This is a genomic window from Natroniella sulfidigena (assembly GCF_023223645.1).
GTDB lineage: Bacteria > Bacillota > Halanaerobiia > Halobacteroidales > Halobacteroidaceae > Natroniella > Natroniella sulfidigena.
This window is the reverse complement of sequence record NZ_JALKBY010000005.1, coordinates 17,370-31,546: the sequence shown is the minus strand read 5'-3', so window position 1 is coordinate 31,546 and position 14,177 is coordinate 17,370. Positions and strand designations below refer to the sequence as shown.

At 35.0% G+C, this 14,177-nt stretch carries 11 protein-coding genes; all 11 read right to left on the bottom strand.

All coding sequences use genetic code 11. From position 1 onward, the window contains the following. Nucleotides 1–16 precede the first annotated feature (16 nt). The 11 genes from MWH28_RS04510 to rsmG all read right to left on the bottom strand — a co-directional run bounded on the left by MWH28_RS04510 (nt 17) and on the right by rsmG (nt 14,177). Complete coding sequence (locus tag MWH28_RS04510; protein ID WP_248618103.1) at nt 17–1,159, bottom strand: aminotransferase class V-fold PLP-dependent enzyme; 1,143 nt, start codon at nt 1,157–1,159, stop codon at nt 17–19. Beyond that, nucleotides 1,143–2,393, bottom strand: a complete 1,251-nt coding sequence (gene hydF, locus MWH28_RS04505; RefSeq protein WP_248618102.1) for a [FeFe] hydrogenase H-cluster maturation GTPase HydF — start codon at nt 2,391–2,393, stop codon at nt 1,143–1,145. Before hydF ends, MWH28_RS04510 begins: the two co-directional genes overlap by 17 nt. Nucleotides 2,394–2,648: 255 nt before the next feature. Continuing rightward, nucleotides 2,649–3,968 carry a [FeFe] hydrogenase H-cluster radical SAM maturase HydE gene (gene hydE, locus MWH28_RS04500; RefSeq protein ID WP_248618101.1) on the bottom strand — a complete coding sequence of 440 codons (1,320 nt, stop codon included), beginning with the start codon at nt 3,966–3,968 and terminating at the stop codon, nt 2,649–2,651. A gap of 124 nt (nt 3,969–4,092) precedes the next feature. Continuing rightward, nucleotides 4,093–5,475 (bottom strand): [FeFe] hydrogenase H-cluster radical SAM maturase HydG, encoded by a 1,383-nt coding sequence (gene hydG, locus MWH28_RS04495; protein ID WP_248618100.1) that lies wholly within the window; start codon nt 5,473–5,475, stop codon nt 4,093–4,095. A gap of 222 nt (nt 5,476–5,697) precedes the next feature. Next, a complete protein-coding gene (locus MWH28_RS04490) occupies nt 5,698–7,410 on the bottom strand; it encodes an NADH-dependent [FeFe] hydrogenase, group A6 (protein WP_248618099.1) in 1,713 nt (570 codons plus the stop codon). Beyond that, nucleotides 7,394–8,722 (bottom strand): NADH-quinone oxidoreductase subunit NuoF, encoded by a 1,329-nt coding sequence (nuoF, locus tag MWH28_RS04485; protein WP_248618098.1) that lies wholly within the window; start codon nt 8,720–8,722, stop codon nt 7,394–7,396. Before nuoF ends, MWH28_RS04490 begins: the two co-directional genes overlap by 17 nt. Before the next feature lie 57 nt (nt 8,723–8,779). Continuing rightward, nucleotides 8,780–9,226 carry an NADH-quinone oxidoreductase subunit NuoE gene (gene nuoE, locus MWH28_RS04480; RefSeq protein WP_248618097.1) on the bottom strand — a complete coding sequence of 149 codons (447 nt, stop codon included), beginning with the start codon at nt 9,224–9,226 and terminating at the stop codon, nt 8,780–8,782. Nucleotides 9,227–9,266: 40 nt separating this feature from the next. Then, entirely contained in the window at nt 9,267–9,665 is a 399-nt protein-coding gene (locus MWH28_RS04475) for a (2Fe-2S) ferredoxin domain-containing protein (RefSeq protein ID WP_248618096.1), read from the bottom strand. A 390-nt stretch (nt 9,666–10,055) separates the two neighbouring features. Continuing rightward, nucleotides 10,056–12,314, bottom strand: coding sequence for a sigma 54-interacting transcriptional regulator (locus tag MWH28_RS04470; protein WP_248618095.1), 2,259 nt, complete (start codon nt 12,312–12,314; stop codon nt 10,056–10,058). A gap of 184 nt (nt 12,315–12,498) precedes the next feature. Then, complete coding sequence (locus MWH28_RS04465) at nt 12,499–13,344, bottom strand: ParB/RepB/Spo0J family partition protein (RefSeq protein ID WP_248618094.1); 846 nt, start codon at nt 13,342–13,344, stop codon at nt 12,499–12,501. Between the two features lie 116 nt (nt 13,345–13,460). After that, nucleotides 13,461–14,177, bottom strand: a complete 717-nt coding sequence (gene rsmG, locus MWH28_RS04460; RefSeq protein ID WP_248618093.1) for a 16S rRNA (guanine(527)-N(7))-methyltransferase RsmG — start codon at nt 14,175–14,177, stop codon at nt 13,461–13,463.

The window sequence follows — 14,177 nt, the reverse complement described above, 5'->3', positions numbered from 1 at the left end:
AATTATTATTTAGTATTTAAATTTCATCTGCTATTTCATTAATTGCCATAATAAATTCTTCCATCTCCTCTTCAGTATTGAAGTAACTCGGGCTTACTCTGATAACTCCTTGTTCTAAAGTTCCTAAACTTTGATGAACCAAAGGTGCACAATGTAATCCAGTCCTAACCGCAATATTAAAAACCTTATCTAAAATATAACCAATTTCTCCTGCATTTTCAAGCCCAAGGTTAAATGATAAGAGTGGAACTTGTCGCTTTAAATCCATTGGCCCGTATAAAGTTACTTCTGGTATCTGTTTTAATTCATCTTGTAAATACGCTACTAACTTCTCTTCATGCCTTCTAATCTTATCCAACCCTTCTGCTAATACAAACTCTACTCCTGCTTTTAAACCAGCAATTCCAACTGTATTTGGTGTTCCACTTTCATAGCAATCAGGCCTTAACTGTGGTTGATTTACATCTTCAGAATAACTACCAGTTCCCCCTTGCATTAGTGGCTCTAATTCAACCCCTTCTTTAAGATATAACCCTCCCGTTCCTTGCGGGCCAAATAATCCTTTATGACCAGTAAATGCTAGCATATCAATCTCTAACTGCTGTAGATCAATCGGATAAACACCTGCAGTTTGAGCAGCATCAACCAATAACTTAACCTCAGAATCTACCAATAATTGAGCAACTTCTTCAATCGGTAATAAAGTTCCTGTTACATTAGAAGCATGGCCCATTACTACTAACTTAGTATTTTCTTGAATAGAATTCTTGATCTGTTTAGCTTGGATTTGGCCCTGTTGATTAGGATCTACAATTGATACTTCTACCCCTTGCTTTTCTAATGCCTTGACTGGACGCAAGATAGAATTGTGGGCCAAACTAGTAGTAATTGTATGTTCACCTGGTTTTAAATATCCCTTAATTGCCAAATTTAACGCTTCAGTGGCATTACCTGTAAAGATAATCTCTTGAGCTTGCTCAGCATTAAATAATTTAGCAAGTAATTTTCTGGTTGTATAGATTATCTCTCCAGCTTGATTAGCCATCTGGTGTCCAGCTCGTCCAGGGTTGGCCCCATAATTTCTCATAAAATCATCAATTGCTTGATAAACCTGTTCTGGTTTAGGCCATGTAGTAGCTGCATTATCTAGATAAATCATCCTGCTCCTCCTTTGATTTATTCTGCCAAATTCTATTTGCATTTGGAAATGGCTCTAAAGCTCGCTCTAAAATCCCATACCGATAAGCAATCAAGATTCCATAGTTGACAATTGGAATTCCTAAACTAGCAGCCAATTTTACTCTATATAATATTTCTTTGCGATTGGTCATACATCCTCCACATTGAACAATTAAATCATATGCTGTCAAATCTTGTGGGAATTCCCGACCAGCTACATGATTAAATTCTAATTCAGCTTCTGCTATTTCTTCAAGCCAAGCTGGAATTTTAACAGTTCCTATATCCTCTGTTGTTCGATGATGGGTACATGACTCAGCAACTAAAACCTTAGCTCCTTGTTGCAAGTTTTTAATAGCTTTGACTCCTTTAGTCAAAATTTCTAAATCACCCTTATAACGAGCAAACAGAATAGAAAAACCTGTTAGTTTAATTTCTGCAGCTAAATTAGCAGCTACCTCCTGAAAAACCTGTGAATCAGTCACCACAAGCTGAGGTGGATCTTTTAACTTAGCTATTGCCTGCTCTAATCCATCCTCCTTAACTACCAAAGCTTGAGCATTATTATCAAGCAAATCCCGCAAGGTTTGAACTTGAGGTAGAATCAACCTTCCTTTAGGAGCAGCAATATCTATTGGTACTACTAATACAACTATATCATAAGGTTTAACTAAATCGCCAATAAGATCCGTTTTTTCAAAATTTTCTGGAGCAGATATGGCAATCTCCTTCTTTAATTGCTCAATCCCAGTTCCTTCTTTAGCACTAACTGATAAAAGCTTGATACCCAACTGCTTAATCAAGCTTTTTAAATTAAGTTCTTTAGCTTTATCTATCTTATTTACAACACCAATTACAGGAATCTCTCGTTCTTGTAGCTCATTTAATAATTTCTGCTCATAATCACCTACCCCAACTTGAGGATCGATTACTAATAAAGCTAAATCGGTTCGACTTAGAACCTCCTTTGTCTTTTTAACACGCAACTCTCCTAGTTGGCCCTGATCATCTATTCCAGCAGTATCGATCATTACCACGGGCCCTAAAGGCAATAGCTCCATCTTTTTGTAAACAGGATCAGTAGTAGTTCCTGCTACTTGAGAAACGACTGCTAACTCTTGATTGGTTAAAGAATTGACTAAGCTAGACTTACCAACATTTCTTCTTCCTAATAATGCAATATGCACTCTATTAGCTTGTGGTGTACTCTCCATATTATTCCCTCCCTTAATTGATATAAAGCTTCAGTTTATAATTGATAATTGATAGTGGATAGTTAGAAAACCATAAAACATAAAAAAGCACATTACCCCTTATTTATAAAGGGTTTAACAGGTTTAGGTTTTGAATTTTAACTATCAATTTTAAACTATCAATTATCAATTGAAGTTACACTATTTTGTAATAATCCTTTACTTTGCAATCAAAAATAAGCTGTATACAATGTATACAGCATTCTCGTAACTTCTTTAAATCCCTTGTTTAATATATCCAGGAACTTCCCTTCCAGCTTTCTTAATTGAGCTAATCGCTGTCTTTAAGCCAACCATATTCTTACCACTATAAATCTGATACTTCTCCCTTAAAATAGTTGGAGTCATAATCAGCATAATTACGTTGGCCCCTACCTCTAAGCCTCTAGTCAACCCATCCTCTGCCAAAGATGCTAAAGCTGTGGTAGAAGGGATGTAAACATTTTGACAGACCAATCTCGTTACAGCAATTGTTTTTAAAGATAACAGTAAATCCCCTGGTGGATGATTTTGATAAGGGGTTCCTTTAGCTGGTAAGAATGGGCCAATCCCAATCATATGAATCCCATACTCTTTATAAAATAGAATATCAGCAGCTAAATCCTCTATCTTTTGGCCTGGTAAACCAACTATATTACCTGATCCAGTAATATACCCTAGCTCTTTTAACCATTTAGTATGCTCCCTCCTTACCTTAAATTGATCATCTGGATGTAGCTGTTTAAAGAGTTTACGGTTAGCTGCTTCAAGCTTTAGTAAATAATTGTCAGCACCTGCTTCTTTAAACTTTTTATACTCCTGCTTACTCCTCTCTCCTAAACTGAGAGTAATCTTCATCCCAAATTTATCTTTGATCTCTTGAATAATCTCAATAATTTTATCAGTTGTATACCAGGGATCCTCTCCAGATTGTAAAATAACTGTCTCTATCCCTAATTGATTAATCTCTGCTACAGCAGAGATGATCTCTTGTTTACTCATTCGATAGCGGTTAATCTGCTGTTTACTCCGTAAACCACAGTAGTTACAACCTTTAATACAATAATTTGAAAACTCAATTGCTGCTCGAAGATCAACTGTAGCTCCTAACATTTCTGCTCGAATTTTGCTTGCTGCTTTAAATAAAGCCGTCAACTCATCACTCCTTTGAGCTTGTAAAAGAATAATAATCTCTTCTTTACTCAATACCTGATCTTGAGCAACCTTCTGTAATATCCTCTCAAATTCACTTCCTAAATTTAATTGCCATAAACCATCCCAGGTATCTATCCTATCTTTCTTCTCAATAGGATAGATACCTGTCCACTCAATTGAACTATCCTCTAGTAACTTCCTTACTAAATCTTCTTTAGCTCGAACAAAACGAATAGCTGTCGTACAAGCAGAGCCAATCCCCGAGGGAGCAGGAACCAATTCTATTTCAACTCCAGATGAGCTTAAATGATGCTTTGCCTCTAACAGATGATGAGTTGAAGAACAGAGCAAGACTGAATTCTTCTCTCCACCAGTCGTAATAAATTTATCACGTAAAGCCATTTAATCACCTACTTTCTCAACACTAATTGATCTATATCCTAAGTTTGAGTCTAAGTTCAAGTAAGAACTAAGAGCCCTTATGTTTTTTACGCTTGACTTAGACTTAACCTTAAACTTAAGCTGTTTAAAAGTAGAGATCACGCTCTCCATCAGCTATCAATTCCAATTTATCAACCACTTGCTCTTTAAGCTGTTGCTCATTAATCTCTGTTACTTTTGCTTGAATTAATCTCTCTCCTATCTCTTTTGTTTCCTGAGAAGCATAATCCTCTAAATACTCTTTAAAAGTTAATAAGGCATTTGGTGTACAATATTTTTTAATAAATCCTGGTTTAGCAAATTCCATAAAATGCTCTCCAGTCCTTCCTAATCGATAACAAGAAGTACAAAAAGATGGTAAACAACCATCCTTAACTAACTCATCAATCACTTCATTTAAAGAACGAGTATCACCTAATTTAAACTGCTCCCGTTTAATATCTTGTTCCTGTTTAAAATCTGTATACCCTGCCATTTCAATCCTAGTTCCTGCATCAATCTGAGAAACTCCTAGCTCCATTACCTCTTGTCTCAACTTAGGTTCTTCTCTAGCTGTCAAAATCAAACCTGTATACGGTACTGCCAATCTCAAAATAGCCACTATACGCTTTAATTCTTGATCAGTTACTAAGTATCTATCATCAACTTCTAAGTTAGTAGCTTCCTTTAATCTAGGAAAGGAGATTGTATGCGGGCCAACATTATAAGTCTCTTCTAAATGAATTGTATGCTCTAATAATCCTAACACTTCATACTTCCAATCATATAAACCAAATAAAGCACCAATCCCTACATCATCAAGTCCAGCCTCCATTGCTCGATCTAACCCAGTCAACCTCCACTCAAAGTCTGACTTTGGCCCGCTAGGATGAACCTGTTGATAAGTTTGCTGTTGATAAGTCTCTTGAAAGATCTGATAAGTTCCAATTCCCACCTCTTTTAACTTTCTATACCCTGCAACATCCAAAGGAGCAGCATTAATATTAATCCGCCTCAACTCACCGTCATCCTTTATTTGATAGGCCGTTTTAACAGTTTCAGCAATAAAGTCTGCATCGTAATCAGGATGTTCTCCATAAACAAAGATCGATCTCTTTTGGCCCTGCTCCTCTAATGCCTTAATCTGTCTTTCCAGCTCTTGATTAGATAAGGTACAACGCTCAACCTCTTGATTAGAAGATTTAAAACCACAATATTTACAGTCATTAATACATTTATTCCCAATATATAGTGGAGCAAATAATACTATTCTATCTCCATAGATTTCATTCTTCAATTCTCTAGCTGCAGCAAAGATCTTTTCTAGCCATTCTTCTCTTTCTGCCTGTAACAATAAAGCGGTTTCTTCTCTGTTTAATCTCTTCTTATTTAAAGATTTTTCAATAATCCTATCAATCTTCTCTCCTGTTGGTTCAACCTTATTTAAAATCCCCTTAATCTGCTCATCATTAATAAAGTTTTGGCCCATTTATTCTTCCTCCTTATTACTACTAGAAGCCTATCACTTTAGATAGGCTTCTAAATGGTCTAATTTCTGATCTATTTACCCTAAAATCTGCTCTTTAAATAACTTCGCCATTTTAATAGAGAATACCTACATAGAAAGCTGCTTCAGATGAAACATCTTTTTATGTATATATTATTATTTTCAACTCTATTTATGTTAATATCAGGCTTAATCTTTCTAATCTTAATATTGATCTCTCTCTTGATAAGTAGTATGCAATAGATTATGAGCTTTTTGACCACCAATTTCTCCTAAATAATCTTTGTATATCTCTTTTATTATAGGGTTTTCATGCGATTTTCTAATCTCTTTAGCCTGATCAATATCATACAATCCCTTTCCACGTTGGACTATAATCTCTTCAGTAGTTGGGATTGGTTGGCCCCCTCCACCAATACATCCACCAGGACAACTCATAACTTCAACAAAGTGATACTCCTTTTCTCCTTCTTTAATAGCCGTTAATACCTCATCTACATTGCCTAAACCATTGATGATTGCTACATTAACTTCTTGACCAGCTAAATCAATACTTGCTTCTCTAACCCCTTCAAAGCCTCTGACCTGATTAAACTCTAACTTTTCTAATTCATTTTCTGTTACCTCTTCATAAACTGTTCTCAATGCAGCTTCCATTACTCCACCAGTTATTCCAAAGATATCTCCAGCTCCAGTAGTAATTCCAAGTGGAGCATCAAATTCTCCAGCGGGTAATTTCATTAAATCTACCCCACAAACCCTCAACATTCTTGCTAATTCTCGAGTAGTAAGTACTATATCTATATCTCTATTCCCATTTACCTCCATCTCTTCTCTTGTAGCTTCAAACTTTTTAGCTGTACAAGGCATAATAGAAACTACTACTATATTTTCAGGCTCTATCCCTTCAGTTTCAGCATAATAACTTTTAGCTAATGCTCCAAACATCTGTTGAGGTGACTTACAACTAGAAAGATGATCTAATAAATCACTATGAAAATGCTCAATATATTTAATCCAACCTGGACTACAGGAAGTAAATAGTGGTAAAGGACCATCATTCTTTAAACGAGCTAATAACTCATGACCTTCCTCGACAATTGTTAAATCTGCTGAAAATACCGTATCAAAGATTTTATCAAACCCTAATCGGCGACATGCTGTGACTATCTTTTCAGTTATTGGCGTACCCGGGGGCAACTCAAATTCTTCTCCTAAGGCAACCCTCACAGCTGGTGCTATTTGTAATACAACATGCTTGTTTTCATCATTTAATACTTGCCAAACTCGCTCAGTATCATCTTTTTCTTTAATCGCTGCTACTGGACAAGCATGGATACATTGACCACATAAAACACATGACACATCCTTTAATTCTTGCTTATAACCAGGAGAAATTATTGCTTTAAAACTACGTTGATTAGGATATAAAGCCTTAACCCCTTGTACTTTTTCACAAACACTTACACAACGTCGACACTTAATACATTTATTATAATCTCGTACAATAGAGGGAGTACTCTGATCTAACTTATAACCACCAGAGTCTTGAGCAAATCTTACCTTTTCTACTCCTAGCTCCTTAGATAAACTCTGTAATTCACAATTAGTACTCCGCTCACACTTTAAACAGTCCTGCGGATGATTAGCCAAGATCAACTCTAAATTTAACTTCCTTAACCTTCTAATCTCAGGAGAGGTAGTTTTAATTCTTAACCCTTCACTGACCGGAAAGGTACAAGCTGTTTGGTAGCCCTTACCTTCTATTTCTACTATACAGATTCTACAAGCCCCAATTTCATTGACTTCCTTAAGATAACAAAGAGTTGGGATTTTGATTCCTATTTGTTGGGCTGCTTCTAATACTGTTTGGCCTGCCTCAGCTTCACACTTCTGTCCATCAATTATTATTTCCATAGTCTTTTCCCCCTCTTTTATCTTGCACTTCCAAATCAACTAGACCTCGACAACTACCAGTAGTACAATTATTATCTTCAATATGGGTTAAATACTCATCCTTAAAATACTTAAGAGTAGTATAAATTGAAGTTGGAGCCATCTGCCCTAGACCACAGAGGGCTGTCTTGGACATAGTATCTGCTAAATCTCTTAACCTCTCTAAATCTTCTAACTCACCTTCACCTTTTGATATTTTATCTAATCTATTATAAAGTCTTTTATTTCCTTCGCGACACGGTACACACTTACCACAAGATTCATGTTTAAAAAATTGCATAAGACATTTAGCTATATCAACAATACAGTGCGTCTCATCCATAACCAATAACGCACCTGAACCTAAAGTCATTCCAATTTCAGCTAAAGAATCATAATCCATAGGAGTATCTAATAACTCTTTTGGCATACATCCTCCCGAACTACCTCCACTCTGTGCTACCTTAAACTCCTTATCATCAACCATACCGCCTCCAAAGCCTTCTATGATCCTTCTTAATGGAGTTCCCATAGGTAATTCAATTATTCCTTCATTCTCTACATCTCCACTTAAAGTAAAGACTTTAGTTCCAGGACATCCCTCCGTTCCAATTTCATTAAACCATTCTGCACCTTCTCTAATAATAACCGCAATATTAGCCAAAGTCTCTACATTATTGATTAAAGTAGGTTGGCCCCATAAACCTTCATTAGTAGGATAAGGTGGTTTTACTTGTGGTTCTCCTCTCTCTCCTTCAATCGATTTTAATAAAGCGGTTTCTTCACCACATACATAAGCTCCAGCTCCTTCTCTAATCTTAATTTCAAAATTAAAACCGGAGTCAAATAAATTCTCACCTAATAATCCCATCTCTTTAGCCTGAGCAATAGCAATCTTTAATCTCTTAATCGCTAGTTGATACTCTCCTCGAATATAAATATAACCAGTATTAGCACCTATAGCATAGCCTGCAATAGCCATAGCTTCTAGCAAGCTATGTGGATCTCCTTCCATAATCAATCTATCTTTAGAAGTTCCCGGCTCCCCCTCATCAGCATTAGCCACCACATACTTCTCTTTTCCAGCTGCTTGATGAGTAAACTTCCATTTCAAACCGGTTGGAAAACCTGCTCCTCCTCTACCTCTAAGCCCAGATTGTTCTATTATCTCAATTACTTCTATTGGTTTTAACTCAGTTACAACAGTACCTAAAGCTTGATATCCATCCCGAGTGATATAGTCTTTTATATTTTCAGGGTCAATATGCCCACAATTTCTCAATACAAGCCTCATTTCATCTGCAAATACTTCCTGTTCAGTATAAGAAATTATTGTCAGTCACTCCTTTCATTAATATCTATCTAAAATAGAATCCAACTTTTTAGAAGTTAAATTACCATAAACAGTACCATTGATCATAATTGCTGGTGCAACTGCACAAATACCTAAACAACTGGTCATCTCTAAGCTGAATTTATTATCATCCGTAGTTTCTCCAACATCAATATCTAACTTATCCTGTAATTCAGTTAAAATATTAGTAGCTCCTTTAATATGGCAAGGTGCACTCTCACAGAGCCTGATGACATTCTCCCCTTTTTCTTCTGTATCTAGTAAAGTATAGAAGGTTGCTACTCCATATACCTTACTCAAAGGTATATCTAACTTTTTGGCCACTATTTTCAATCCCTCTGTACTTAAATAACCCAATTCTGCTTGAACAGCATGCAAAACTGAAATCAAAGGAGTTCTTTCTGAATCCAAAGCCTTTGTAATCTCTTCAATGGTTGCCTCCATAATCTTCCCCCCAAAAAAAAATTATTTTTGCCTAACTTAATTAACAGCTAGCAATAATTTGATTATCGACTATATGATTCTTAACAACCTCACGGGCCAACTCTGGAGTTAAATTCCCATAAAAGACTGCTGGTTGATCCTCTATTTTTATTTTAACTAATGGTTCTTGCTCACAAAGCCCAATACATCCCGTATTATGAATACTTATATCTTCTAATCCCCTAGTAGTCAACTCATCTGAAATAGCTTCTAAAATCTCTTGAGCTCCAACAGCAATTCCACAACTTCCCATAGCAGTAGTAATTCTTACACCTGCTCGCTTTTGATTACCTACTCTTTCTTCTCTAATTTCCTCTTTAAAGTCATTCAATTCCCTTAATGAATTTATTCTTTTATTCTCCAGCTCACAAGTCCTCTTTACCCTCTTTACCTCTGCCATAGCACTACCTCCTTTTATTAATTTAAAATCTTAATTAACTTCACTAATATACAAATGCAACTTTCATGCCAATTTTTATACTAGAGTTTAAAAATTCTGAAAAGTGGCACAAGGATTAATCTGACAGCAAGCTAAAAAATTCACAAAAATCTGTTCCAGATTACAATTTTCTGAATTTTCACTAACAAGTGTACACTTTTTATACACTTATTAGATGTGATAAGATACACTTGATGTTATAGTCGTTACTATAGGACAAAATAAAAGACTGTATGATTTTCATTCATGAATGAAAATCATACAGTCTTTTAAAGGGGATTTATTCTTCTATTATTTTGTTTTTACTGATTTTACTTAACCTTAAACTATAACCGAAGGTCATTTTATTCCTTAAATATTATATTTATCAATCTTCTGGTAAAGAGTTGAACGAGATATCTGTAATAATTCTGCAGTTTGTTTCTTATTCCAATTAGTTGCTTCTAAAGCTTTCTTGATTGCCTGTTTTTCAACCTGACTTGTCAACTGAGCAAGAGACTTAACTTCTCCTTCTCTTATCAAAGGAGAAGCTTGATTCTCACCTTGTAATAGATAATTAGGCAAGTGTTCAACTTCAATCATTTCTTCATAAGTTAGGCTGAATGTTTGCACAATCACATTCTCTAACTCCCTTACATTACCAGGCCAATCATGCTGCATCAATCTATTTAAAGCTTCTTTAGAAAAAGATTTTCTAGGCATCCGCTGCTCAACAGTTAGCTTATTAATAATATGATCTATAATCCCTGGTAAATCTTCTATCCGAGAACGTAATGCAGGTGTTTTGATCGTAATTACATTTAATCTATAATAAAGATCTTCTCTAAAATCGCCATCCTTAACCATCTGTTTTAAATCTCGATTAGTAGCAGCAATAACTCGAAGATCTATAGTTATAGTTTTATTCCCCCCTACTCTCTCTATTTCACCCTCTTGAAGTACACGCAATAATTTAGCCTGCATTTGTAAAGGCATATCTCCTACTTCATCTAAAAATATAGTTCCTCCATCTGCTAGCTCAAACTTCCCAGGCTTACCACCTCTTTTAGCCCCAGTAAAAGCACCTTCTTCATACCCAAACAATTCTGATTCTAATAAACTTTCAGTAATGGCTGCACAATTAATTTTTATAAATGGCTCATCCCTTCGCTGACTAGCATTATGAATAGCATGAGCAAACATCTCTTTTCCAGTACCACTCTCCCCTAAAATTAAAATAGTCGATTTAGTTTGAGCAGCTTGTTGAGCTTTAACTTTCGCCTCTTTCATCTCTACACTTTTACCTTTGATATCCTTAAAAAGATATTTAGTCTGTGAATCTTGAGCTAACTTATCTTTATAATAATCTGCTTCTTCACGAGCTTGCTCTAAAAGATAAGGTAAGCACATTTCAACCTCTGCTAATTCTTGATAAACAGCTACAGCTTTTTCTCGACAAGTCTCATAGCCACATGCTCCACAATTTAATTCATCACTAGAATTAACTTTATTTGTATAAGCTAATATCTCTTTGATCTTTCCTTCTGTTGGAAGCTTTTCTTGATATGAAAAATTTTCAAACTCACACCCTAAATCCAAATTTTCTACTTCCTTTAAAAGCTTTTCTTGCTCAATACTTTGTTGCTTCTTATTATCGCTATTAGTTGTTTTATTTTCTTTAGAATATTCAGCCACTTTTTTTTGACGAGCAAATAAAGAAAGTTCACTATCGATCCGTGGCCCATCAATACAACCACGACAGAATAAAATATCTAATAATTTTGCTTCTATTTTATCTTCTAAGACACCACTAATTAATTCTTGACAGTTATAACTTCCTTCAGTAATTAACATCTCGTCAGAAGAAATATTATTTAAATTAGAAGTCAAACCTCCTGATAAAGCAAAATCATCACTCTTCTGAGGCAAATAGATTTGACTAAATTCATTAGAATTTAATTTCTTAAGCTCTGTAATTCCTTCTTCACGATAGATTTCCTTAAGCTCTTTAAAGGTTAAAACTGCATCTATAACTCCTTTTAACCCCTTGATTTCTATTTCACCCTTCTTAGCAATACAAGGGCCAATAAATACAACTTTAGAATCTGGTTTTTCCGCTTTTATTAGCTTCCCAAGAGCTACCATAGGTGAGACCAAAGGAATTAAATTATCTATTAGTTGAGGATAGTGCTTCTCTATCAAGTTAACTATGGTTGGACAAGCAGTACTGATTAGATTTCTTCTCTTTGTATTAATTAGATATTCATCGTATTTTTGTGCTGTCAACTGAGCTCCTAAAGCAACTTTATAAACTTGATCAAAACCTAATTTATGCAGTGCGGTTACTACTTGTCCAGGCTCACAATCTACAAAAGAAGCAATAAAAGAAGGGGCTACACAGGCTATTAATTCTTTTTCTTGCTGATTCCAACCTTTAATTTGGTAACGATAACTCTTAGCTTCTCTTGCATTACGTGCACAGGCATCAAGACAATAACCACAGTTGATACATCTATCATCTACTATCAAAGCTTGATTATCTTCTACTTTAATAGCTTTAACTGGACATTGTCGCACACAAGAATAACATCTTTTGCATTTAGTTCCATCTATTTCTATTATCGTAGTCAATAAAATCCTCCTTTTAGCTAGCAATTGTTTTTACAAATTAGTACAGTATTTATATTTACAATTATAACTGATGAGTAATTAGATGTCTACTCTATCTTCCCCCTTAAAGATTCAAATACAAAAATCACTAAAGGATTCTAATCCCTTAGTGATTGCTTTTAATTAACAACTGTTTCATGTGAAACTATTGTTCCATAACCTCAATAACTCGCTCTAAATCCTCTGTTGAATAATACTCAATTACTATCTTTCCTTTCTTCTTACCTGGGTTAATATCAACTTTAGTCCCTAAAATATTCATTAACCGCTTTTCGATAAAGGCTACATTAGGATCCTTTTTCTGCTTAGAGTCATCTTGTTCTGACTTACCTTCTTCCGCTTTAACTTTTTTAATCAATTGCTCAGTCTGTCTAACCGTTAACTCCTCGTTGATAATCTGGCTGGCTACTTGTTGTTGTAATTTGATTGAAGATAAAGCTAACAAAGCTCGAGCATGACCTTTAGTTATCTGTTCTGTTATCAATAACTCTTTGATTTCATTTGGTAACTTTAACAACCTTAATGAATTAGCAACCGCCGAACGGCTCTTACCTACTTTAGTAGCCAACTCTTGTTGGGCTAAACTAAATTCAGTAATCAATTTCTGATAAGCTTTTGCCTCTTCAATTGGGTTTAAGCTCTCTCGCTGTAAGTTTTCAACCAAAGCAATCTCCATCATTTCTTCTTTTTTTACCTCAATCACAATTGCTTCAATTTTCTCTCTTCCTAAACTTTTAACTGCTCGATATCTTCTTTCTCCAGCTACAATTTGATACTTTTGCCCAACTGTTCTAACCAAAATGGGCTGAATTAGTCCTTGCTCTTTAATAGATTGACTTAGTTCTCTTAATTTACTAGCTGCAAAGTCACTTCTAGGCTGATAAGGATTAGGCTCAATCAATTCTAGTGGAATCTTAATTACTTTATTTAACTCTTCATCAATAATTGATTCTTCCTTACTTATCCTTTCAGCTAAATTACTTTCTTTCATACTCATCACTTCCTTTATCTAACTTTTATTGATAACTTACTACTATACTTTCAACCCAAAAATGGAAATTCCTTCCATATGGAAGGAATTTTTTAGTTTAACTATTTTAAGTTTATTTATAATGGATTTTTCTTAGGTTTACCTGCTCTACGCGGATATTGAACAGGGGTTTGAGCCATCTTATCGATCACAACTAAATACCGTTCTGCTTCACTATAAGGTAAGTTAACCTTCCTTAAATCAAAAATTGTTCCTCCTAAACTTTCTACTGCTTCTTGACTTTCTATTACTTCCTGTTCAGCTTCAGAACCCTTTTGAGCAATTAAAGTACCATTAACTCTAACAAAAGGTAGTGTATATTCAACTAAAACATTTAAAGAAGCTACTGCTCTAGCTACTACATAGTCATATTGCTCTCGATAGTTTTCATCTTGTCCATAATCTTCAGCTCTACCATGGATAAATTCTATTCCTTCTAAATCAAGTTTATAACATAATTGCTTTAAAAAATTAGTTCTTTTTCGTAATGAATCAAGTAAAGTTAATTTAAGATTAGGATAGATTATCTTAAGTGGTACTCCAGGAAAACCAGCTCCCGTTCCTACATCAATTACACTCTTTTTTCCAGTTACATCTAACTCAACTAAGCAGGTCAATGAATCTAAGAAATGTTTAATAACAATTTCTCTAGGGGTATCTAAAGCAGTTAAATTCATCTTTTGATTCCACTCTTGTAATATTTCTAAATACTTCATAAATTTATCTGTTTGCTCCTCAGTCAATTCAACTCCTAACTGTTGAGCACCGGTTACTAATAGTTCTTTCTCCTCCAT